Genomic DNA, 20297 nt, shown 5'->3' on the forward strand with positions numbered 1-20297 from the left:
GGGCAGGTTGGCGGGCGGCGCACGCTCACGGCTTCTTGCGCGCCTCTTCCAGGCCGCGGCCCTTGGCCTTGATCAGCGCGGCGGTGCGCGCATCGTATTCCAGCTTGGCCACCGAGCCGCCCGGCAGCAACAGCTTGACTTCGTATTGCCAGACGCCATCGTCGCGGTCCAGCTCGACGCCGATCACGTCGCCGGCAAACTGGCGCGAGACAGTCTCGAGGATGCGCGACAGCGGCAGGATCTCGCCCGACTGCACCGCGGCGCGGGCACGGTCGGCATCCTTGTCGGCATGCGCGGCAGGCATGGCCGCGAGCGCCAGCAGCGCTGCCAGTGCGGCGGCAGACAGCAGGCGGACAGGGCGGGGCAGCGGCGCGGAGAATCGCTTCATGGCCCGAAGTTTGCATCAAAAAGCCTGAACGCGGGCTGAACAGAACGCTCAGGCCGGGTTCAGCCAGCGCTGCCGACAATGCCCGCATCCCACTCAAGGAACCGGACATGTCCCGACTCAGGCCCCTCGCCAGCCTTTCGCCGACTCTTCGCGGCAGGCGTCTGCGCACGCTTGCGCTCGCCGCGGTCGGACCGCTTTCGCTGCTGTGCGTGGCCAGCGTGTTCGGCATGCAGGCCGGGCTGCCGGCACTGTCGCACGCATGGACGCAGGCCGATGCATCGCTGCCGCTGCTCGCGCTCGGCGCGCTGTTTGCAGGCCCTTTGCTTGCGCTTTCGGTGCGCGACTGAGGCACGGAATCCGGGCCGCGCAGTCGTGTTGCGCTGCGCGTGAAAGCGCCAAAACGGGGGTACGTAGGCCCTCTTTGCGTGTTCACTGAGGCAAAGCCGCGACAAAACCCGGGGTTTTCACGGGGTTTTGCGTTTCGCATGCACGAAAACCCCTTGACTTACGGTTGTTTCCGCTATGATTCAGTGGGCGCCGACAAGGCGTTTTGCGCAGCGCTGCTGAGCGATGCAAAACGATGAGCCGGCATCCATCGTTCAACTTACGTATATCGATATGGCGACCAAAGCTAAACCGACCGCGAAGACTGCAACCAAGCCCGCTGCCAAGAAGGCTGCGGCAACCAAGGCACCCGTGAAGGCTGCCGCCAAGAAGGCCGCGCCGGCCAAGAAGGCTGCTCCCGCCGCTGCGCCCGTTGCGCGCCCGCTGAAGGACACCTTCAACAAGTCGAGCCTGGTCGCTCACCTGGTAACCCAGACGGAACTGGAAGCCAAGACCGTGAAGACGGTGCTGGCCCATCTGGAAAACACCATCGTCAGCGCGCTGAACAAGAAGGGCGCTGGTGAATTCACGCTGCCGGGCCTGCTGAAGGTGACGGCACAGCAAGTTCCCGCAAAGAAGAAGCGCTTCGGCAAGGACCCGTTCACCGGTGAAGAGCGTTGGTTCCCGGCCAAGCCGGCCAGCGTCAAGGTGAAGGTGCGCCCGCTGAAGAAGCTGAAGGACGCCGCGGCCTGATCTGCGCCAGCCAGTCCCAATAAAAAAAGGAGCCGCTCGCGGCTCCTTTTTTCATGGCTGGGACATTGCGGGGCATTTAATCAAGGTCAATCCGCCGCCGCGCCTCGCCGCCTAGAATCTCAAACGTCATGGGTGCGGGGGCGCTCCCCGTGACAGGCTTCGGCGTCTTCCCCGAAGCTGGTGCCCGCGGCCTGCGAAGGCCGCGGGTTTTTTATTGGCTCAGGCAATGACCTGCTTGGCGAAAGTGGCGCGCTGCATCTCGCACACTTCCACCGATACCTGTACCGATTGCCCGCCGTCCACGCCGGTGCGCACGGCATCGGCGATCACGTCGCAGACGGCCTGGCCGAGCGCCTGGCGCACGGCGGTGTCGCGCCCATCCAGGATCGACAGGCGCGCATGCACGAAAGCGCGATCAGCGGCGTCCACGCCCTGGCGGTAGGTCGAAAGCGTGATGCAGCGCGACTTGATATCGGCCTCCTGGAACTGCCCCGATGCCAGCAGCGCGGCGTTGGCTTCATCGAGCAACTCTTCCTGCGAGCAGTTCAGGCGGGTGTTTTCCGTGAGTTCGATGACGAGGTGGGGCATGGCAGTGTCCTGGATGATCCTGGCGATGGTGCCGGCGGGATTGCCGGCGACAGCGAGCATGATACGGGATCACGCGGGGATCGCGCGCCACGCGAAAATGCAACGGGGCGCCCGAAGGCGCCCCGCTTGGCTTGCCGCAAAGGTGGTTGGCTGCGGATCAGGCGTGCACGTACTCGCGCATGACTTGCGTGGCCTGCTCCGGGGCGAAGCGCGCCGGGTTCTCGCGCGCCAGTTGCTGCAGTTGCGCGAGCTTGGCCTTCAGGCCCGCATCGAGCTTGGGCGCGGGCATCACCGTGGACGGGCAGGCCACGCCCAGGATGCCGAGCGCCTGCTGGAAGTTTTCCAGCGTCAGGCCGAGCGCGGGGTCAACGCTGACCAGGTGGTCGCGCAGGGCTTCCGGCATGGACTCGGGCGCAGCGCAGGACAGGATCACAAAATGGACGGGCGCCGCAGCCTGCGCAAAATAGGCGGCGATCTCTGCGCCGTGGCCGCCAGCGGTGGCCGGGGTCATGGCTTCGATCTGCAAGTCCAGTTGCTGCAGGATCGCGGCCGGCGTGCCGCGACGCCAGGCATCGGACACCACGACGCGTGCACCGGCGACACCGAACAGCCTGCGGACAAATCCGAGCGCGATCGGATCGAAGGACCTGACATCGCGCAGCGTGCCCGAATCCGGAATGCCGCCGAGGCGGGCGCGGGAGCGGTCGGAATACAGGACGCCGGGTACGTCCAGCATGATCAGTCGTTCAGCCATGGTTTCCTGGGCGGATGCCAGTTCAGTTGGTGTGAGGCAAGATTACTCGTCAGTTAGCGGCCTACACGTAACTGGCTTCGCTTCAGTTGAAACAGATCTGTAACTTTGTCGAGGAAGTCGTAAATGCCGGTTACCTCGCTATGTCAAATGTTTCGCGCTGACACATCTGCCTGACACAAAACCGCGCGGGGCAGCAACCCGGGCCCTAATCAGGCCCCTACCAGGCAGCAACAAACCTCGCCCCTCAGAAGCGGAAACGCGCCACATCCTCGGCCAGGACCGCAGCCTGGTGGTCGAGGCGCCCGGCCTGCCCGCCCAGCTCGTCCACCAGGGCGGCATTCTGCTGGGCGGTCTGGCGCAGCTGCGTGACGGATCCTGCAGCCGCCTGCACACTGGCGGCCTGCTGGTCGGCCAGCGTGCACAGCGTGCCGGCCAGCGCATGGCTATGCCGTACCGCGCTGGCGATGCGCTCCATGGCCGCGACCACGTCGCCGCTCAGGCGCGCGCCCGTGCCAATTTCATGCGTGGCTGTGCCGATGATGCCGCCGATCTCGCGCGCGGCATCGGCGCTGCGCTGGGCCAGCGCGCGCACTTCCTGCGCCACCACTGCAAAGCCGCGCCCGGCCGGGCCGGCGCGGGCCGCTTCGACGGCCGCGTTGAGGGCCAGGATATTGGTCTGGAACGCGATGCCCTCGATCACGCTGACGATTTCGGCGATGTGGCGCGAGTGCCCGTGCAGCGCGTCCATGGCGCCGCGCATCTGCCGCACCACCTCCGCGCCGGCATCGGTGGCGGTGCGCGCCTGGTCGGCCAGCAGGCTCGATTCGGTTGCCTGCGCGTGTGCCTCGGCAACGCGTCCGGCCAGTGCCTGCATGTTGGCGCCCGCGGCATCGAGTGCGGTGGCCTGCAGCTGCGTCCGCGCAGACAAGGCCTGGTTGTCCGCGGCGATCTGCTGGCTGGCAGCGGCAATCTCCTGCGCAGAGCCATGTATGCGTGCCAGCACGCCGGCGAGCTGGTCGCGCATGCCTGCCACGTGGTGCAGCATGCTGCTGCGATCCGAGGGGTGCAGCGCAATCGTGGCGGTCAGGTCGCCGCTGGCAATGCGCCGCGCAATCTCGGCGGCGTCGCGCGGCTCGCCACCCAGTTCGGCCCGCAGGCCGCGTGCGGCGATCCACGCCAGCGCTGCCGCGGCCAGCAGGCTGGCGCCAAGCAGGGCCACCATCCACGCCTGCGCGCGCAGCTGGCTGGCGGCGACGCTCCCCACCGTGGCGGCAGCCTGCCGCTCCTGCAGCACGCGCACTGCCTCGATGCGCTGGCTCAGCGCCTGCAATTGCTCGGTGACAAAGTGGCCCTCGACCGAGACCGCGCTGTCGAACTGCAACGGATCGAGCGGTTGCTTGCGCAGCAGCGCTACATAGCCTTGCACCAGCTCGGCGGCGCGTTGCCGCGCGTCGAGCAGCGGCCCGGCCTGTGCGGCATTGGCCCGGCGCACGCCTGCCAGCGCCGCGTCGAGCCGCGCCAATGCTTCGTCGATTTCGCTGGCGGCGGTGTCGCGCTCGGCGCCGCTGGTGGCCATGGTCAGCGCCAACTGGGCGCGGCCGAGTGCGGCCAGCGCCGAATGCGCGCGCTCGGCCGATATGGCGCCGTGCATGTCTTGCTGGTAGAGGGTATCGGTGCGCGCCTTGATCGACACCAGATTGGCGATGCCGGTCAACCCGACCGCGGCCCCGAACAGGTAGACCAGGGCAAAGGCGATGCACAGGCGTGCGACCAGCGGCAGGCGGCCCAGGCGCGAGGCGGCCCGACCCAGCGCGGCAAAAGCCGGGCGGCGGCCCGGCAGGCTTGACTTGATGACGTGCAACACGGAGATGACTCCTGACGGGCGCGCGTCCAGCCAACCGCAGCGGGCGGCAGCGCAGCCCGGGCTTGACCCGGTTTGCCGTTGCGCCTTCCTCGTGCGGGAGGGTCGCTGGCGGCGCATGGATGGTGGCCGATCAACGTGACGCCGGCGTGACATGACAGGCACGGGATTGTCATCGTGCTGTCATATCCATGTCATGCAATGTGGCCCGCTTCCACGCCTTTTGCTCTGCCAATCTGCTCTGCCAACCTGCTCTGCCAACCTGCTCCGCCAAATTGCTTCGCCTTCCGGATCCGCTCATGCCCGGCCACGATGCCGCACTGCCACCGCTCCACCTCGCGCCAAGCCTTGCTGCCGGGCCAGCGGTGCCACGCGCGCAGATTCCGCCGCTGCATGCGGTGTTCCAGCCGATCGTACAGGCTGGCACCCGAATTGCTCGGCTACGAAGCCCTGGTCCGCGGCCCGGCGGGCTCGCCGTACGCAATGCCGGAAGCCTTGTTCCGCCTGGCGCAGGGGGTGGAGACCACTGTCGCGCTGGAAATCGAGGCGGCGCGCACCGCGCTGGCTGCCTGGCGCGGCCTCGACCTGCCGGGCAAGCTGTTCCTGAATTTCAGTCCGATGACCTTGCGGCACCTGCTGGCCGATCGCGAGCGCTTGTCGGCGGCATTGCTGCGCGCCGGCATTGCACCATCGCGGCTGGTGGTCGAGGTCACCGAGCAGACCCCGATCGGCGATGCTGCCAGTTTCGGCACGGCCATGTCGGTGCTGCGCGAGTTGGGCATGCAGTATGCGCTGGACGATTTTGGCTCCGGGCATGCCAATCTGGATCTGCTGGCGCACCTGTCGCCGCAGTTCGTCAAGATCGACAAGTCGCTGGTGCGCGGCATCGCCTCGTGTTCCCGGCGGCTGGAGATATTGCGTGCCGTGATGCGCATGATGAGCGCCTTCGGCGGGCGCGTCATCGCCGAAGGGATCGAGCATGAGGAAGAACTTGCGGTGGTCCGCGACCTCGGGGTGACTGGTGCGCAGGGCTACTACATCGGCCGGCCGTCGGCGCAGCCGGATACGCAGGCGACACCCCAGGTGCGGCGCGCGCTGGCGTCGCGGCATATCGCCGTATTTCCGCAGATGGTGCGCTCCGGCTGGTCCGGCATGACTGCCGGGCGCCTGCTGCGGCCGGCGCCGACTGTCTCGCCCGCCACCAGCAACGACGCGGTGCTGCGCATGTTCCAGGACCAGCCCGAGTTGCATGCCGTTGCGGTGGTCCATGACGATGGACGTCCACTTGGCATCATCGGCCGGCAAGGCTTTATCGACCGCTACGCCGCACCGTTTCACCGCGAGCTATATGGCAAGAAGGCCTGCATTGCGATGGCCAATCGCGAGCCGGCCTGCTTCGAGCGCAGCGCGACGCTGGAGGAAATGGCGCAGATCCTCTCCGGGGAGCACACGCGCTCGCTGGCCGATGGCTTCCTGATCACCGAGCAGGGACGCTATATCGGGCTGGGCACGGGCGCCGACCTGATCCGCGCAATCACCGAAGTGCGCATGGAAGCGGCACGCTATGCCAATCCGCTGACGTTCCTGCCGGGCAACATCCCGCTCAACCAGCATATCGAGCGCCTGATCGACGCCGCCAGCGAGTTTCGCGCGTGCTACGTCGACCTGAACCACTTCAAGCCGTTCAACGACAAATACGGCTACTGGAAGGGCGACGAAATGCTCAAGGGCGCCGCCGCCATCCTGGCCGAGGCGTGCGACCCCGCGCGCGATTTCCTTGGCCATGTCGGCGGCGACGACTTCCTGGTGCTGTTCCAGAGCAACGACTGGCCGGCGCGAATGCACGAGGCGATTCGCCGCTTCAACGACGCGGCACTCGCCATGTATGCGCCGGGGGATCGTGCTGCCGGTGGCATGCAGGGAGAAGACCGGCACGGCCACGCGGTGTTCTTTCCGCCGGTGTCGATGGCGGCGGGAGTCGTGTGCGTGAGCGGGGAGGGCGTGGCTGCGCTGCAGCGCTTGGGCAGCCAGCATATCGGCGCTGCCGCCGCAGCCGCCAAGCGCGAGGCCAAGCGTTCGGCCACGGGCATGGCGGTGCTCGACTTCCTTTCGCTGGCGGCAGCGCTGCCGGCCTAGCAGCCGGAGGGCTTGCGTGCGGGCAGGTTGCGGCCGGACGACGGCAGGCGCGGCAGGCTGCTTTCCTCCAGCACGTCTAGCCGATAGCCGTGGGCATAGACGACGGTGACGATGATGCCGTTCTCGATGCCAAGCCGCAGCGTCTTGCGCAGCCGCGACATCAATCCCGCCAGCGCCCGCGACAGCGGCGGCAATTCATGGCGCCATACCGCCTGCTCGATGCGGCTGTTTGGCAGCATCCGGCCGACATTGGAAAACAGCAGCATGGCCAGGTCGAATTCCTTCGGCGTCAGTTCGATGCGCTCGTCGCGCAGCGTGGCGAAGCGCCCGACGCTGTTGAGCTGGTACGGGCCGGCACGCACCACCAGCCCCTGGCGTAATCGTTCGCCTGTCACGCGACGGCGCAGCGCGGCGATGCGCGCCAGCAGTACGCGGTGGCTGAGTGGGCGGCACATGTAGTCGTCGGCACCGGCGTCGAGCGCATCGACCAGGCGGTCTTCGCTGCTGTCACTGCCCAGCATCATGATCGGTACATCACGCGAGCGCGCGCTGCGCACCGCGCGGATCACGTCGACGGCCGGAATGTCGGCAACTTCGTCGGGAAGCAGCAGCATGTCGTAGGTCTGCTGCAGGGCGCTGTGGATCAGGTCGCGGCCCGCATCGAAGATGCTGCAGCGAAAACCTGAACGCATCAGCAAGTCTGGAACGTCCTGGAGCTGGGATGACCTGCCCAGCAGCAGCGCAATAGTGATCGGCGACGGCATATGAAGCGTGACGGCGTGTGGAGACGGCTGGCACCGGACAGGTACCGGGCAGCGTTTGAACTGGATCGGAACCGAAGCGCCGCGCATGACAGGCTGCGGAAGGCGGAGCACTGTGCGGCCCCAAAGAGTAAAAAGCCGCGTGCCGTGGAACAATCGGACATTTCCGAAAATGCTTGCCGTTTTTTGCCATTTCTTTGCCGGCGCGATACCCGGAAGCGGGTAGCGCCCGGCCGGGCGTGCGCGGGCGACGAAGTTGTCCACAGATCCTGTGGACAACGGGCTAGCCCCGGGCCTGGCGGCCGCCTGGCGCCGTCATCCCATCGGCGTGCCAAAAAAGAAGGCAGCCCGGGCGTCGCGCTATCAACATCCGGCCGGCGGGTGTGCCAAAATAGCGCGCATCGTGTTCCGGTGCGGGGACTCAAGCCACCGATGCTGCAGAGCCCGAGTGTCATCGCCGTTATCCTCCTGGCCTTTCACGTCGTCGGCGTGGTGGCGGCGCTGCACGCCGTCATGACGGTGCGCACCGCGCCGGGCGCCATTGCCTGGGCGGGGTCGCTGCTGATGATGCCGTACTTCACGCTGGTCCCGTACCTGATCTTCGGGCGCAGCACCTTTGCCGGCTATGTCGACGCGCGCCGCTTCAATGACGACCGGCTGCGCGAGATCCGCCATGGCATGACCCCGCGCGAACGCGAGGCCCGCAGCGCCTGTGTGGTGCATGCGCCCACGCAGGTCTGCATGCGCGCGCTGCCGAGGCTGACCGGCATGCCTTGCCTGGCCAACAACGACGTGCGGCTGCTGGTCAACGGCACGCAGACCTTCGATGCCATCCTTGCGGCGATCGGCCAGGCGCGGCAGGTATTGATCGTGCAGTTCTTCATCGTTCACGACGATGCGTTGGGCCAGCGCCTGCAGGCGCTGCTGTGCGAACGTGCTCAGGCTGGCGTCAAGGTCTACTTCCTGTTCGACAGTATCGGCTGCCATGCGCTGCCGCGTCGCTATGTGCGCACGCTGCTCGAGGCGGGCGTCGATGCCCGGCCGTTCTCCACGCATCGCGGTTTCGTCAACCGCTTCCAGCTCAACTTCCGCAACCACCGCAAGCTGGTCATCGTGGACGGGCGCGAGGCATTTATCGGCGGCCACAACGTTGGCGTGGAATATCTGGGCGAGCGTCCGCCGCTGGCACCGTGGCGCGACACCCATATCGCATTGCGCGGCAGTGCCGTGCTGGATCTGCAGATGGCCTTTGCCGAAGACTGGTACTGGGCCGCGCGCGAAGTCCCGCACTTGCTGATGCCGCCACCCGAGGTGGGCGGCCGCATGACCTGCCAGGTGGTCCCGACCGGCCCCGCGGACTCGCAGGAAACGTGTTCCCTGTTCTTTGTCGAGGCGATCCAGTCGGCGCGGCACCGGCTGTGGATCACCTCGCCATATTTCGTGCCGGACGAGGCGGTGTTCGCCGTGCTGCGGCTGGCGGTCTTGCGTGGCGTCGATGTACGCATCCTGATACCGGCGCGCCCCGACCACCTGGTCGTCTACGCCGCGTCGACCATCTATGCGTACCAGGCAGTCGCAGCGGGGATCAAGCTGTATCGCTACCAGCCGGGCTTCCTGCACCAGAAAGTGATCCTGATCGACGACGAAGCCGCCGCGGTGGGCACGGCGAACCTCGACAACCGCTCGTTCCGGCTCAACTTCGAACTGATGGTGATGACGGCGGACAAGGGCTTCGCTACCGACGTGGCGGCGATGCTGGAAACCGACTTCGCCAATGCCACCCGCATCGGGCTGGATGAGTTCCTGGGCGCGCCCGCGCCACTGCGCGTGGCCATGCACGTGGCCAAGCTGTTCGCCCCGATCCTTTGATACCGGCCGCGGATGCGGAGATGCATTGAGCCGGTGGCGTCTTGTTTGTGTACACTGTTCACTATAAGCGCCTACAGATAATGAACCGAATCCAGCATCACAGGGGAGCCGCATGAAGCCGGCCGTCCCCGCGCCACCGGCGCGCGCCACCTATCGTCACGGCGACCTGCGCCGCGCCTTGCTTGACGCCGGCATCGACCTCGCCCGCGAAGGCGGCCCCGACGCCATCGTGCTGCGCGAAGCCACGCGCCGTGCCGGCGTCGTTCCCAATGCCGCTTACCGGCACTTTGCCAGCCGACAGGACCTGCTGCAGGCGGTACGAGCCTCCGCGTTGTCATCGCTGGCGATCGCCATGGAGGCCGAGATCGGCGGCCTGCGCCCGGGCCGTGGCGCCGCCGCCCATGCGCGTGCATGCCTGCGCGCGGTCGGCACGGGCTACCTGCGCTTTGCACTGTCGGAAACCGGCCTGTTCCGCACGGCCTTCTCCGTGCCGGATGAAGTCGAGGATGACGCCGATCCCGCCAAGGCGGGCAACAGCGGACTCAACCCTTTCCAGTTGCTTGGCGCCACGCTCGACAAGCTGGTCGAGGCCGGCGTCATGCCGCCGGAGCGGCGGCCCGGTGCCGAATACCTGGCGTGGTCCGCCGTGCATGGCCTGGCGATCCTGCTGATCGACGGCCCGTTGCGCAGCCGCGCGCAGGAGATGGCCGAGGCGCTCGGCCAACGGCTGCTGGACATGGTCGAGAAGGGCCTGTAATCCCGCGCTGTGGCAAAAAAATTGCCACGATGGCGGGGACCATCGTGGCAGTGCAAGGAACCAGGAAGGGGGTCAACCTGGCTCTGTCGGGGCACCCGCGGGCCGGGTGCAAGGGGCAATGTAATACGGGGTTTCTCATGCCAATATCGGATAACTCCTAAATATGTCCTTGAATTGCCATGAGTCGCGTGGTATTGCTCGTCAAGGGATCGCCACTAACGGCCGGGTGGCAGTGGAATTGCGTGGCAGCCGCCGCGGTCTAACCCTGTGCCCGCAAACCAGGCAGGCGATGCAAGGAGGGGACCCATGCGCTACGGATATGGTGTGTTGCTTGCGGCAGCGCTGGCCGCTGGATGCGTGGCCTATCCCTATGCCAGCGACGACTATCTGGCCTATCCCGCGTACCCGGTCAGTTCGCCGTACTACAGCGGCTACCCGGTCGCGCCCGGCTACCCCTATTTCGGGCCGGGATATGGCAGCTATTACGGCAGCTTTGCCTTTATTTATGGCGGCGGTGGCCGAAGCTGGAACCACGGACATCACGGGCATCACGGACACCGCGGCTGGCATGGCGGGGGGCGTGGCAAAGGCGGCTGGGCCGCAGGGGGACGTGGCGGCGGCAGGAGCCGGTGACGGATGGCTGGCGAGGGTGGCCAGGGCGCACGGCCAGGCATAACATCCGGTCTTGCCCAAAACGGCGCACGATCGCCATGGGCCATTCAGCACTATCGCGCCATCCCGCACACTTCATCGACACATGGAAATTCGCACCCGGAATGAACGGCCGGCCGACGCCGACGCCATCACGCAACTGACCGAAGCCGCCTTCCGCAGCGAGCCGTACTCGAGCCATACCGAGCAATTCATCGTCAATGCGCTGCGCCGCGCCGGTCAGCTGACAATATCGCTGGTGGCCGTGGACGGCGATGCCATCGTCGGCCATGTCGCGGTCTCGCCGGTCATGGTCTCGTCTGGGGCAACGCGATGGTATGGGCTTGGTCCGATCTCTGTCTGGCCAGAGCGGCAAAGGCAGGGTATCGGCACCAGCCTGATGGAGGCGGCGCTGGACGAACTGCGGCGCCTGGGCGGCGCTGGCTGCGTGGTGCTAGGCGACCCCGCTTACTACGGCCGCTTCGGCTTCCAGGTGCATGCCGGTCTGGTCCTCCCCGGCGTACCGCCTGAGTACTTCCAGGCCATCTCGTTTGGCGGCCCGGTGCCGGTCGGCGAGGTGCGCTACCACCAGGCGTTCGACGCCACGTCCTGACGCCTGACCGCGCGCCACGATAGCTAAGGCAGCTGCCGCAACTGCCCGATCACGGACATCAGGCGCCCGTGCGCCACGATGACACCCGACTCGTCCTGCAATGCTTCCTGGTAGCGCCTGCGAAAGCCGGGATCGGCGCCGTCGCTGAACAGTTTTTCGGCGGCACGCGCCACGGCGCGGCAGGTGTCGTCGTGATGTTCCTTCGATTCAAGTTCTTCGTCGACCTCGATGATCAGCCGAGACAGCGGATCGAGCCAGCGAAAGAAGTTGTCCTCCGTGACCAGCTGGACAAACAGTCCGGCCGGGATCGGGCCGTTCAGCCGTTCGTACTGGCTGCGGTCGTAGCCGATGACTTCCTTGTGAACTTGCAGCAAGGCCGCCCGCAAGGCTTGAAGCCCCGAGCGGCGAGTTTCCTGGGTGGCGAGGAATTGTTCGTTGGGCATGCCCATCTCCGCGTTTCCACTGGGTTGGACCGGCAGCCGGTCCGGTCGCTCCGGCAGGCGCTCCGGCGCACATCGTGGGCTCGTCCGGGCGGGTCGCCATCACCTGCCGGACCTTCGGGTGCTGCCGGCCAGCGCATCTGGCAATGTCCGGCGCGCCTGCCAGTATAGGCACCTGACGCATCCCGGGCCAGCGTGCGGGGATAGCGAAATACCCGCATTTGCGGCGCGTTCTGCGCCCACTAGCCTTTTTTCTCTTCCGCTTGTGCTGGCCCGAGCAGGTCCGCCGCGCGCGAGCGCTGCATGTCGGCCGCACGGAAATAACGCACCACCGTGGCGACGCTGGCGTGGCCAGTCATTGCCATGGTCTCGGCCAGCGGCACCTGTTGCGCTGCCGCTTCAGTGACGAATCCCGCGCGCAGCGAATGCGCGGAGTAGTTGCCCTCCAGTCCCGCCTGCTCGCAGCGCGCCTTGACGATGCGGCTCACGGCAGCGTCGGACAACCCTTCACCCACATGGCCGCCGCGCCGGATGCGCCGGAACAGCGGCCCGCTGCCAAGGCCCGACGCGGCCAGCCACGCCTCCAGCGCCTGTCCGGCCGCGCCCGTCACGGGCTTGGTGGCATCGGCATGATCGCGGCCTGACTGGTTGGTCTTGGACCAGCCCAGCACGTAGACGAATTCGCCCGGCGCAACGCGCGTCAGATTCTCCACCGTGGCGCGCGCGACCTCGGACCGGCGGCGGCCGCCGCTGGCCCATGCAAACAGCAGCAGCGCGCGGTCGCGCACGCCGCGCAATGAGTCATCGCAGGTAGCGAGCAGCTGCAGCAGCGGGTCGCGTGTCAGCGCGGCCTTGCGCGTCTGGCGTTGCCCGCGGCGTGCATAGGCGCGGCGGATGCCGGACATCAGCTCGCGCACCGACGCGTCGGCACAGGGATTGGGTAACTGCTGCAGGCGATGGGCCTTGGCCAATACCGCAAGGCGGTGCGTCAGCGTGGACAGCGCGGGCGCGCCGGGTCGGGCCTTGTATCCATCAGCGACCAGCGCCTGGTCGATCGCCTGGGGCAGTTCACAGACAGGCCCCTGCGGCGTCTGCCGCGTGGCGTGGTCGACGATGAACTGAACCACGACGGCAGGAGCAAGCGGAAGCCGGACCGGCTGCCGGTAGCGCAGCCCATGCCAGGCAGCCCAGTAACGCAGGGCGGAACGGTAGCTCGCCACGGTGTTGGGCGACTCGCCTTCGCGCTGAAGCGCGTTCGCGGCCTGTTCGGCAAGGGGATCCAGTTCAGACGGGCGAAGCGGCGCCGGGAATTCGACATCGGAGGCAATCTGGGGTGGGTTGGCTGCGATCATAATAAATATGATGTATGATGTAGCATATCATACATACACATCGAATAGCGTTCGATAAGTCTCCATTATCGAACCTTATTTTGGCTTTCTTCGGACCCACCATGGAAACGCTCAGCACCCGAGGCACCCGAGGCACCCGAGGCATTACCCGCGACGATGTCTGGAACGCCGCCGACAGCCTGCTCAAGGCAGGACAGCGACCGACCATCGAACGCATCCGCCTGCACCTCGGGCGCGGCTCGCCGAATACGGTGAGCCCCCACCTCGACGCATGGTTTGCCGCATTGGGCGGGCGATTGCAGGATCCGCAAGGTTTCGCGCCGAAGCCGGGTTGTCCGGAACCAGTTACCGAAGCGGCGCGTTACTTGTGGGAAGCAGCGATGCAGGTCGCCCGGGCCCAGGCGGAGGCAGCGCTGACCGTGCGCGAAACGGCGCTGGCCGAGACTCAGGCGGCGTTAGCCACCGAACGGGAAGCGCTGGAGCAGGAGCGCCTGGTCATGCAGGCGCGGCTGGACGGTGCCGAAGCGGCGATGGCGGCGTTGACGCGCGCGCGGGACGAGGCGCTGGAGCGCGGCGCGCAGGCCGAAGCCCGCGCTGCAGGCCTGCAGCAGCAGGTCGAGACACTACGCGCCGAGGCCGGCGTCGCGCTGGAGGCGCGCGCCGGCTTGCTGCGGGAATTCACCGCGGAACGCGCCGCGTGGGACCAGGAGCGCGAAACCATGACCGCCCGCGCCACGGCCAATGAGCGGCGGCTGGCGCTGGAACTGGATGCGGCCCGCGTGGCGGGCAAGGAAGCGCAGAAGTTGCTGGAAGCGGAACGCAAGGCCGCGCTGGAGCGCCTTGCGCATGCTGCCGAAGCGGCGTCGCGCCAGGGCAGCGAAATGACGCGCCTGAGCCAGTCGATTGCCGTACTGGAAGAACGCGTCCGCCAGCGCGAGGCGATGCTTGTCGAGTATCGCGAACAGAAGAAGGAGGCAGCCAGCGCTGGCGCCGCCGCGGTGGGCCGGCGTGGGCGCCCGGCCCGGGGTACATTGGCCGGCGGCGCCAGCGGCCTGCTGCGTATCCGCGCGGTGCCGGGCGGATGAGCCGCGGCCGGCGCGCTACGCCGCCTGCGCGCCGGCGCGCAGCATATGCTTCTGGATCTTGCCGCTGGTCGTCTTGGGCAACGTGTCCAGGAAGTGATAGCGACGCGGCCGCTTGTAGGCCGCCAGCCGGTCGCCCTGCAACAGGAAGGCGTCGAGCTGTTCGGCGCTGACCGGTGCATCGCCGCGCACCACCACATACGCACCTACCACCTGGCCCCAGGTGGTATCGGGCTCGCCCAGTACCGCGACTTCCAGCACGGCCGGGTGCTCGATCAGCGCGTCCTCGACTTCGCGCGGGTACACGTTCTCCGCGCCGGAGTTGATCATGTAGTCGATGCGGTCGCGGATCCACAGGTAGCCGTCGGCGTCCAGGCTGCCGAGGTCGCCGGTGTGGTACCAGCCATGCGCCAGCGCGCGCGCGTTGGCGTCGGGCCGGTTCAGGTAGCCCTGCATCATGCAGGCGCCGCGCACCAGCACCTCGCCGACTTCGCCGGGCGCGCATTGCTGCGCCGGATCGGTCGGCGCGCCATCGTCGCGCAGCTTTGCCACCACCAGGTCATGGCCGAGCGCGGGCAGGCCCGCCGAGCCGGCACGGCTGAGCTGCTCGTGGGGATAGAGCACCGACATGCACGGGCCCATCTCGGTGGTGCCGTACACCTGTACCAGGCCAGCGCCGATCTTGCGGTCCCATTCGCGGATCAGGTGCGGCGCCATCGAAGCGCCGCCGTATTCGACCAGCCGCAGCGACGATAGGTCGCGCGTTTCCGCCTCGGGGTGGTTCAGCAGCATGCCGATCATGGTCGGGGCGGCGAAGAAGTGGGTCACGCCCTCGCTTTCCACCAGCTGCCAGGCCTCGCCCGCATCGAAGCGCCGCTGCAGCACCTGCGTGGCGCCGACCTGCAGCCGCGGCAGGAAGCTGGTGTGCAGCTCGGCGGTATGGTTCAGCGGCGCGACCGACAAGCCCACGTCCTCGCGCGACAGCGTCATGGCCTGGTGCATGATCGCGTTGTGCTGCACCTTGCTGCGATGGGTGTGCAGCACGCCCTTGGGGCGGCCGGTGGTGCCGCTGGTGTACATCAGGATGCAAGGGTCGTCCTCGCGGATGTCGGCCGCGGGCAGCGTGGACGGCTGGCCGGCAGCGATTGCATCGAGGCGGTGCGTGGCAAATGCCGGGGCTGCGTCCGCGTCGGCATAGATGCGCAGCGCGGTGCCCGGCGACAGTTCCGCCGCCTTCTCCACCACCGCGGCGCCTTCCTGCTCGAACAGCACCGCCTTGGCGGCGCCGTCGTTCAGGATGTAAGCCAGCTCCTGTGCCGCCAGCCGGTAGTTGACGGGGTTGAACACCGCGCCCAGGCGCGCCGTCGCCAGCAGCGTGAAGACAAAGGCCGGCGTGTTGTAGAGGAACGCGGCCACCACGTCGCCCTTGCCGATGCCGAGCGCCCGCAGCCCGTGTGCGTGGCGGTTGACCTCGGCATCGAGTTCCGCATACGTCCAGGCCTGCCGCGCGGCGCCGGTGCCGCTGACCAGTGCGGTCTTGCGGGGCAGGTAGCGCGCCGGCCAGGAAAGGGTGTCGCCAAGGGTGATGCCGCGGGTCAAGGTCATGCTCCAGTCGTGTGCCGGCCGCCGGTCGGGCGCTGGCGGCCGATATTCTTGTGAACCGAAGACTATAGGGCGCAGTACGGGGCACATGGAAATAACGATTTGCTCTTTCCTTATGCCGCCGCTGCCTCGCGCGGCCGGCGGAGCGGCTCGGATACTGTATATTCATACAGCCTTCAGCCGTTCCCGCTCGTGTCCGTCGACTCACCTGCCGCCCCCGTTCCGGTCCCTGCTCCAGCCCCAGCGCCAGCCTCAGCGCAGGCCGCTGCCTACGTGGTCGCCGTGCGCGCCTTGTGCGAGTTCACCGCCAAGGCCGGCGACCTCGACCTGCGCTTCGTGCCCACACCAACCGCGCAGGAAGGCGTGGCCGGCCACGCCCTGGTGACCGGCAGGCGCGGGCCGGGCTACCAGGCGGAAGTGTCACTGTCCGCGGATTTCGGCCCCTTGCATGTGCGCGGCCGGGCCGACGGCTACGATCCGGTCGCCAACCGCCTCGAAGAAATCAAGACCGTGCGCGGAGACGCCGCCGTGCCGGACAACCACCGCCACCTGCACTGGGCGCAGGCAAAGATCTATGGCTGCCTGTTGTGCCGCAAGCTCGGCCTGCCCGGGCTCGACGTGGCCGTGGTCTATTTCGACATCGTCGGCCAGCGCGAGCACCCGGTGGTGGAGCATTTCACCGCGGACGCGCTCGGTGCGTTCTTCGTCCAGACCTGCGAACGCTTCCTGCAGTGGGCCCAGGCCGAACTGGCTCACCGGCAGGCCCGCGATGCCGCGCTGGCGCGGCTGGCTTTTCCGCATCCTGCATTCCGCACCGGCCAGCGTGAGCTGGCGCAGGCGGTCTACAACGCCAACCGCGCCGGGCGCACCCTGCTGGCCCAGGCGCCCACGGGCATCGGCAAGTCAATCGGCACGCTGTTCCCGCTGCTCAAGGCGATGCCGGGGCAGGGCATCGACAAGGCGTTCTTCCTGTCGGCACGCTCTACCGGGCGCGGCGTGGCGTTGCACGCGGCGCAGGCACTGCGCAACCATGGCGCACAGCCGCTGCGGGTAATCGAGCTGGTGGCGCGCGACAAGGCCTGCGAGCATCCCGAGCTGGCCTGCCATGGCGAATCCTGCCCGCTCGCGCGCGGCTTCTACGACCGCCTGCCCGCCGCGCGCGAAGCCGCCTGCGAGGTGCCGGTGCGTGACCGGGCCGCAGTGCGCACGCTGGCGCTGGCGCATGGCATCTGCCCCTACTACCTGGCGCAGGAACTGGTGCGGTGGAGCGATGTGGTCGTGGCGGACTACAACTATTACTTCGACCGCAGCGCGCTGCTGTATGCGCTGACCGTCGTCAACGGCTGGCGCGCGGGCGTGCTGGTCGACGAGGCGCACAACCTGGTCGAGCGCGGCCGCGCCATGTACACCGCTGGGCTGGATCCGCAGGCACTGCGCGAAGCCCGGCGCGGCGCGCCCGCGGCGGTGGCCCGGCCCCTGGCACGGCTGGCACGCCACTGGAGCGCACTGGCGCGGCAGGCCGACGATGCCTATGAAGTCTTGCCGGACGTGCCCGCGCCCCTGCGGCGAGCGCTCGACGACTGCTGCGCCGCCGTGCTGGCGCAAATGACCGAGCACCCCGCGGCGATCGACCCGGCGCTGCAGCGGTTTTATTTCGATGCGCTGCATTTCAGCCGGCTGGCCGAGCAGCTCGATGCCAATTCGCTGTTCGATATCCAGCGGCCCGCCCGCGCCGCCGGCCCCACCCGCCCCGGTCGCGGCAACCATGCGCGGCTGTGCCTGCGCAACGTCATTCCGGCGCCATTCCTGCGGCCGCGCTTTGCCGCGGCGCATTCCGTCACGCTGTTCTCGGCGACGCTGGACCCCGCGGCGTTCTATCTTGATACGCTGGGTTTGCCCGCCGACTGCGCGCGCGTGGTCGTGCCGTCGCCGTTCCGGGCCGAACAGTTGTCGGTACGCATCGCCAGCCGGATTTCCACCCGCTATGCCCGGCGCGGCCAGTCGCTGCCGGCTATCGCCGCGCTGATGGCGAACCAGTTCCGCGCCCGCCGCGGCAATTACCTGGCGTTCTTCAGCAGCCACGAATACCTGCAGCAGGCCGTGTCCAGTTTCACGCAGGCCCATCCCGACATCCCGCACTGGGTCCAGTCGCGCGGCATGGACGAGGCGGCGCAGGCCGCGTTCCTGGCCGCCTTCGTGCCGGGCGGCGAAGGCATCGGCTTCGCGGTACTGGGCGGCGCCTTTGCCGAGGGCGTGGACCTGCCGGGCGAGCGGCTGATCGGCGCCTTCGTCGCGACGCTGGGGCTGCCGCAGTTCAACGCGGTCAACGAACAGTTCCGCGCGCGCATGCAGTCGGCCTTCGGGCAAGGCTACGACTATGCGTACCTCTATCCCGGCCTGCGCAAGGTGATACAGGCCGCTGGCAGGGTGATCCGCACGCAGCAGGACGAAGGCGTGGTCTACCTGATCGACGACCGCTTTGCCGCGGCGGAGGTGCGCCGGTTGCTGCCGGAATGGTGGCAAATCGGCCCGGCGGCGTAGAAATTACACGGCGGGCGCCGCCTGGTCCAGGCCGCATGCTCGTACCGTGGGGCTGGAACGAATCTGGCAGGAATCCGGCAGCAATGCGACGATGCGTGCCGACTGCACGTCGTTTTCGATCCCAAGGACCCGACCATGACCATGACCCAACATTACGCGGCCAGCGAGCCGCCCCGGACCGAAGTCGATGCGCTGACCGGCGGCACCGTGCTGGAGTTCGGCGCCCCGTGGTGCGGCTTCTGCCAGCGTGCGCAGCCCGCGCTCGCCGAAGCCTTCGCCATTCACCCGGCACTGCGCCATATCAAGGTCGAGGACGGCAGCGGACGCCCGCTCGGCCGTTCGTTCCGCATCAAGCTGTGGCCGACGCTGGTGTTCCTGCGCGATGGGCAGGAAGTCGCCAGGCTGGTCAGGCCGACCGAGGCGGATCCGATCCGGGAGGCGATGCGACGCATTAGTTGATGGTTTTGAGTGGCTGAAGCGGCACTTCTCGGCAACTTTCTGCCGCTCATCGCCGATCAACCCCGCTTAGGGAGGGAACAAGCCGGGCCATTTCTGCCGATTGTGCAGAAGTCGCCCCCGCGCAATGGCCGATGGCCGCGCGCGCGACCAGCCCGGCAACGGCCCGCGCCCCCCGGCGCGCAGGAAACAAGACGGTCCCAACCGCCAATTTCGACAAATGAGCGCCCTTAGCCCCGACCAGCGGCCGACAGTCCTGGTCGTCGACGACGTTCCCGAAAACATTGCGACCATGGTCGCGCTGCTGCAGGACCCGTACCGCGTCAAGGTGGCAACCCGGGCGGCCACGGCGCTGCAACTGGCGCGGGAAGCGCCGCCCGACCTGATCCTGATGGACGTGTCGATGCCTGGCATGGACGGCTACGAGGCGTGCCGCCAGCTCAAGGCCGATCCGCGCACTGCCTGCGTACCGGTAATCTTCCTGACGGCACGGGCCGAGGCCCACGACGAGGCGCTCGGCTTCGAGGTCGGTGCCGTCGACTACATCATGAAGCCGGTCAGCGCGCCGGTGGCGCGCGCGCGCATTGCCAGCCAGCTGGCGCTCAAGCAGGCGCACGATTTCCTGCGCGACCGCTCGGCCTGGCTCGAGGCCGAGGTGCAGCGCCGCACGCGCGAGATCGAGCTGATCGAGGATGCCACCATCATCGCGCTGGCGGCGCTGGCCGAGACCCGCGACAACGAGACCGGCAACCATATCCGCCGCACCCAGCACTATGTGCGCGCACTGGCGCGCAAGCTGCAGCACGAGCCGCCGTTCGCCGACCGGCTCGACGACAAGACCATCGACCTGATGTTCAAGTCCGCGCCGCTGCACGATATCGGCAAGGTCGGCATCCCTGACCGGATCCTGCTCAAGCCCGGCAAGCTCACCGCCGAAGAATTCGAGGTCATGAAGACCCATACCACGCTGGGCCGCGATGCCATCGCCGATGCCGAGGCCCAGTGCGGCACCACCAGTTCCTTCCTGCGCTACGCGCGCGAGATCGCGCACCATCACCACGAGAAGTGGGACGGCAGCGGCTATCCCGACGGCCTGGCCGGCGAAGCCATCCCGCTGTCGGCGCGGCTGATGGCGGTGGCCGATGTCTACGACGCGCTGATTTCGCGCCGCGTCTACAAGCCCGCGTTTGCGGACGATGACGCGGTGCGCATCATCGCCGAGGGCCGCGGCCGCCATTTCGATCCGCGCGTGATCGACGCCTTCCTGGCGATCACCGGCGAATTCCGTGCGATCGCACTGGAGTATGCCGATCCGGCCGCTGCCGAGCCGGTGCCGGCCCCCGCGCAAGGCTGACCCGCATGTCACTGC

At 67.8% G+C, this 20297-nt stretch carries 18 protein-coding genes and 1 pseudogene; 11 read left to right on the forward strand and 8 right to left on the reverse strand.

The genetic code is table 11. The features are described from left to right. Positions 1-25: 25 nt before the first annotated feature. Complete coding sequence (locus CTP10_RS22840; RefSeq protein WP_116322156.1) at positions 26-388, reverse strand: PepSY domain-containing protein; 363 nt, start codon at positions 386-388, stop codon at positions 26-28. Positions 389-495: 107 nt separating this feature from the next. On the opposite strand from CTP10_RS22840, the gene CTP10_RS22845 reads away from it, so the two are divergent. Next, positions 496-735: a hypothetical protein gene (locus CTP10_RS22845; protein ID WP_116322155.1), complete on the forward strand. Its 240-nt coding sequence runs from the start codon at positions 496-498 to the stop codon at positions 733-735. Positions 736-1006: 271 nt separating this feature from the next. Beyond that, positions 1007-1465, forward strand: a complete 459-nt coding sequence (locus CTP10_RS22850) for an HU family DNA-binding protein (RefSeq protein WP_116322206.1) — start codon at positions 1007-1009, stop codon at positions 1463-1465. A gap of 219 nt (positions 1466-1684) precedes the next feature. Here CTP10_RS22850 and CTP10_RS22855 read toward each other — a convergent pair whose 3' ends face one another. The 3 genes from CTP10_RS22855 to CTP10_RS22865 form a co-directional block, all read right to left on the reverse strand. Beyond that, positions 1685-2053, reverse strand: a complete 369-nt coding sequence (locus CTP10_RS22855) for a 5-carboxymethyl-2-hydroxymuconate Delta-isomerase (protein WP_116322205.1) — start codon at positions 2051-2053, stop codon at positions 1685-1687. 157 nt (positions 2054-2210) lie between these two features. Beyond that, positions 2211-2807 carry an HAD domain-containing protein gene (locus CTP10_RS22860; RefSeq protein ID WP_116322154.1) on the reverse strand — a complete coding sequence of 199 codons (597 nt, stop codon included), beginning with the start codon at positions 2805-2807 and terminating at the stop codon, positions 2211-2213. A 244-nt stretch (positions 2808-3051) separates the two neighbouring features. Next, positions 3052-4671: a methyl-accepting chemotaxis protein gene (locus CTP10_RS22865; protein WP_116322153.1), complete on the reverse strand. Its 1620-nt coding sequence runs from the start codon at positions 4669-4671 to the stop codon at positions 3052-3054. Positions 4672-4967: 296 nt separating this feature from the next. On the opposite strand from CTP10_RS22865, the pseudogene CTP10_RS22870 reads away from it, so the two are divergent. Then, a pseudogene (locus CTP10_RS22870) lies at positions 4968-6804 on the forward strand (phosphodiesterase). Here CTP10_RS22870 and CTP10_RS22875 read toward each other — a convergent pair. Then, positions 6801-7829, reverse strand: coding sequence for a response regulator transcription factor (locus CTP10_RS22875; protein ID WP_271815886.1), 1029 nt, complete (start codon positions 7827-7829; stop codon positions 6801-6803). The pseudogene CTP10_RS22870 and the gene CTP10_RS22875 sit on opposite strands and share 4 nt — an antisense overlap. 168 nt (positions 7830-7997) lie before the next feature. On the opposite strand from CTP10_RS22875, the gene cls reads away from it, so the two are divergent. The 4 genes from cls to CTP10_RS22895 all read left to right on the forward strand — a co-directional run bounded on the left by cls (position 7998) and on the right by CTP10_RS22895 (position 11455). Then, positions 7998-9434 carry a cardiolipin synthase gene (gene cls, locus CTP10_RS22880; RefSeq protein WP_116322152.1) on the forward strand — a complete coding sequence of 479 codons (1437 nt, stop codon included), beginning with the start codon at positions 7998-8000 and terminating at the stop codon, positions 9432-9434. Between the two features lie 112 nt (positions 9435-9546). After that, a complete protein-coding gene (locus tag CTP10_RS22885) occupies positions 9547-10191 on the forward strand; it encodes a TetR/AcrR family transcriptional regulator (protein WP_116322151.1) in 645 nt (214 codons plus the stop codon). Between the two features lie 306 nt (positions 10192-10497). Further along, positions 10498-10824, forward strand: coding sequence for a hypothetical protein (locus CTP10_RS22890; protein ID WP_116322150.1), 327 nt, complete (start codon positions 10498-10500; stop codon positions 10822-10824). Between the two features lie 124 nt (positions 10825-10948). Then, positions 10949-11455: a GNAT family N-acetyltransferase gene (locus tag CTP10_RS22895; protein WP_116322149.1), complete on the forward strand. Its 507-nt coding sequence runs from the start codon at positions 10949-10951 to the stop codon at positions 11453-11455. Positions 11456-11478: 23 nt separating this feature from the next. On the opposite strand, the gene CTP10_RS22900 is transcribed toward CTP10_RS22895, so the two are convergent. Further along, positions 11479-11904, reverse strand: a complete 426-nt coding sequence (locus CTP10_RS22900; RefSeq protein ID WP_116322148.1) for a hypothetical protein — start codon at positions 11902-11904, stop codon at positions 11479-11481. A 233-nt stretch (positions 11905-12137) separates the two neighbouring features. Then, positions 12138-13247: a site-specific integrase gene (locus CTP10_RS22905; RefSeq protein WP_116322147.1), complete on the reverse strand. Its 1110-nt coding sequence runs from the start codon at positions 13245-13247 to the stop codon at positions 12138-12140. 101 nt (positions 13248-13348) lie between these two features. Between CTP10_RS22905 and CTP10_RS22910 the strand changes: the two genes are divergently transcribed. Then, complete coding sequence (locus CTP10_RS22910; protein WP_116322146.1) at positions 13349-14332, forward strand: DNA-binding protein; 984 nt, start codon at positions 13349-13351, stop codon at positions 14330-14332. A 15-nt stretch (positions 14333-14347) separates the two neighbouring features. Here CTP10_RS22910 and CTP10_RS22915 read toward each other — a convergent pair whose 3' ends face one another. After that, a complete protein-coding gene (locus CTP10_RS22915; protein WP_116322145.1) occupies positions 14348-15934 on the reverse strand; it encodes a fatty acid--CoA ligase in 1587 nt (528 codons plus the stop codon). A gap of 270 nt (positions 15935-16204) precedes the next feature. On the opposite strand from CTP10_RS22915, the gene CTP10_RS22920 reads away from it, so the two are divergent. The 3 genes from CTP10_RS22920 (at position 16205) to CTP10_RS22930 (ending at position 20282) form a co-directional block, all read left to right on the forward strand. Beyond that, positions 16205-18472, forward strand: coding sequence for an ATP-dependent DNA helicase (locus tag CTP10_RS22920; protein ID WP_116322144.1), 2268 nt, complete (start codon positions 16205-16207; stop codon positions 18470-18472). A gap of 135 nt (positions 18473-18607) precedes the next feature. After that, on the forward strand, positions 18608-18931 hold the full coding sequence (locus CTP10_RS22925; protein WP_116322143.1) for a thioredoxin family protein: 324 nt from the start codon (positions 18608-18610) through the stop codon (positions 18929-18931). Positions 18932-19148: 217 nt separating this feature from the next. Next, positions 19149-20282, forward strand: a complete 1134-nt coding sequence (locus tag CTP10_RS22930) for a response regulator (protein ID WP_116322142.1) — start codon at positions 19149-19151, stop codon at positions 20280-20282. Positions 20283-20297 lie beyond the last annotated feature (15 nt).

Source organism: Cupriavidus sp. P-10 (assembly GCF_003402535.2).
Classification (GTDB): Bacteria; Pseudomonadota; Gammaproteobacteria; order Burkholderiales; family Burkholderiaceae; genus Cupriavidus.

What these genes read in the sequence shown, in the direction of transcription:
- CTP10_RS22840 (WP_116322156.1), bottom strand. Translation starts at nt 388, where the DNA reads ATGAAGCGATTCTCCGCGCCGCTGCCCCGCCCTGTCCGCCTGCTGTCT.
- CTP10_RS22845 (WP_116322155.1), top strand. Translation starts at nt 496, where the DNA reads ATGTCCCGACTCAGGCCCCTCGCCAGCCTTTCGCCGACTCTTCGCGGC.
- CTP10_RS22850 (WP_116322206.1), top strand. Translation starts at nt 1,007, where the DNA reads ATGGCGACCAAAGCTAAACCGACCGCGAAGACTGCAACCAAGCCCGCT.
- CTP10_RS22855 (WP_116322205.1), bottom strand. Translation starts at nt 2,053, where the DNA reads ATGCCCCACCTCGTCATCGAACTCACGGAAAACACCCGCCTGAACTGC.
- CTP10_RS22860 (WP_116322154.1), bottom strand. Translation starts at nt 2,807, where the DNA reads ATGGCTGAACGACTGATCATGCTGGACGTACCCGGCGTCCTGTATTCC.
- cls (WP_116322152.1), top strand. Translation starts at nt 7,998, where the DNA reads ATGCTGCAGAGCCCGAGTGTCATCGCCGTTATCCTCCTGGCCTTTCAC.
- CTP10_RS22885 (WP_116322151.1), top strand. Translation starts at nt 9,547, where the DNA reads ATGAAGCCGGCCGTCCCCGCGCCACCGGCGCGCGCCACCTATCGTCAC.
- CTP10_RS22890 (WP_116322150.1), top strand. Translation starts at nt 10,498, where the DNA reads ATGCGCTACGGATATGGTGTGTTGCTTGCGGCAGCGCTGGCCGCTGGA.
- CTP10_RS22895 (WP_116322149.1), top strand. Translation starts at nt 10,949, where the DNA reads ATGGAAATTCGCACCCGGAATGAACGGCCGGCCGACGCCGACGCCATC.
- CTP10_RS22900 (WP_116322148.1), bottom strand. Translation starts at nt 11,904, where the DNA reads ATGGGCATGCCCAACGAACAATTCCTCGCCACCCAGGAAACTCGCCGC.
- CTP10_RS22905 (WP_116322147.1), bottom strand. Translation starts at nt 13,247, where the DNA reads ATGATCGCAGCCAACCCACCCCAGATTGCCTCCGATGTCGAATTCCCG.
- CTP10_RS22910 (WP_116322146.1), top strand. Translation starts at nt 13,349, where the DNA reads ATGGAAACGCTCAGCACCCGAGGCACCCGAGGCACCCGAGGCATTACC.
- CTP10_RS22915 (WP_116322145.1), bottom strand. Translation starts at nt 15,934, where the DNA reads ATGACCTTGACCCGCGGCATCACCCTTGGCGACACCCTTTCCTGGCCG.
- CTP10_RS22925 (WP_116322143.1), top strand. Translation starts at nt 18,608, where the DNA reads ATGACCATGACCCAACATTACGCGGCCAGCGAGCCGCCCCGGACCGAA.
- CTP10_RS22930 (WP_116322142.1), top strand. Translation starts at nt 19,149, where the DNA reads ATGAGCGCCCTTAGCCCCGACCAGCGGCCGACAGTCCTGGTCGTCGAC.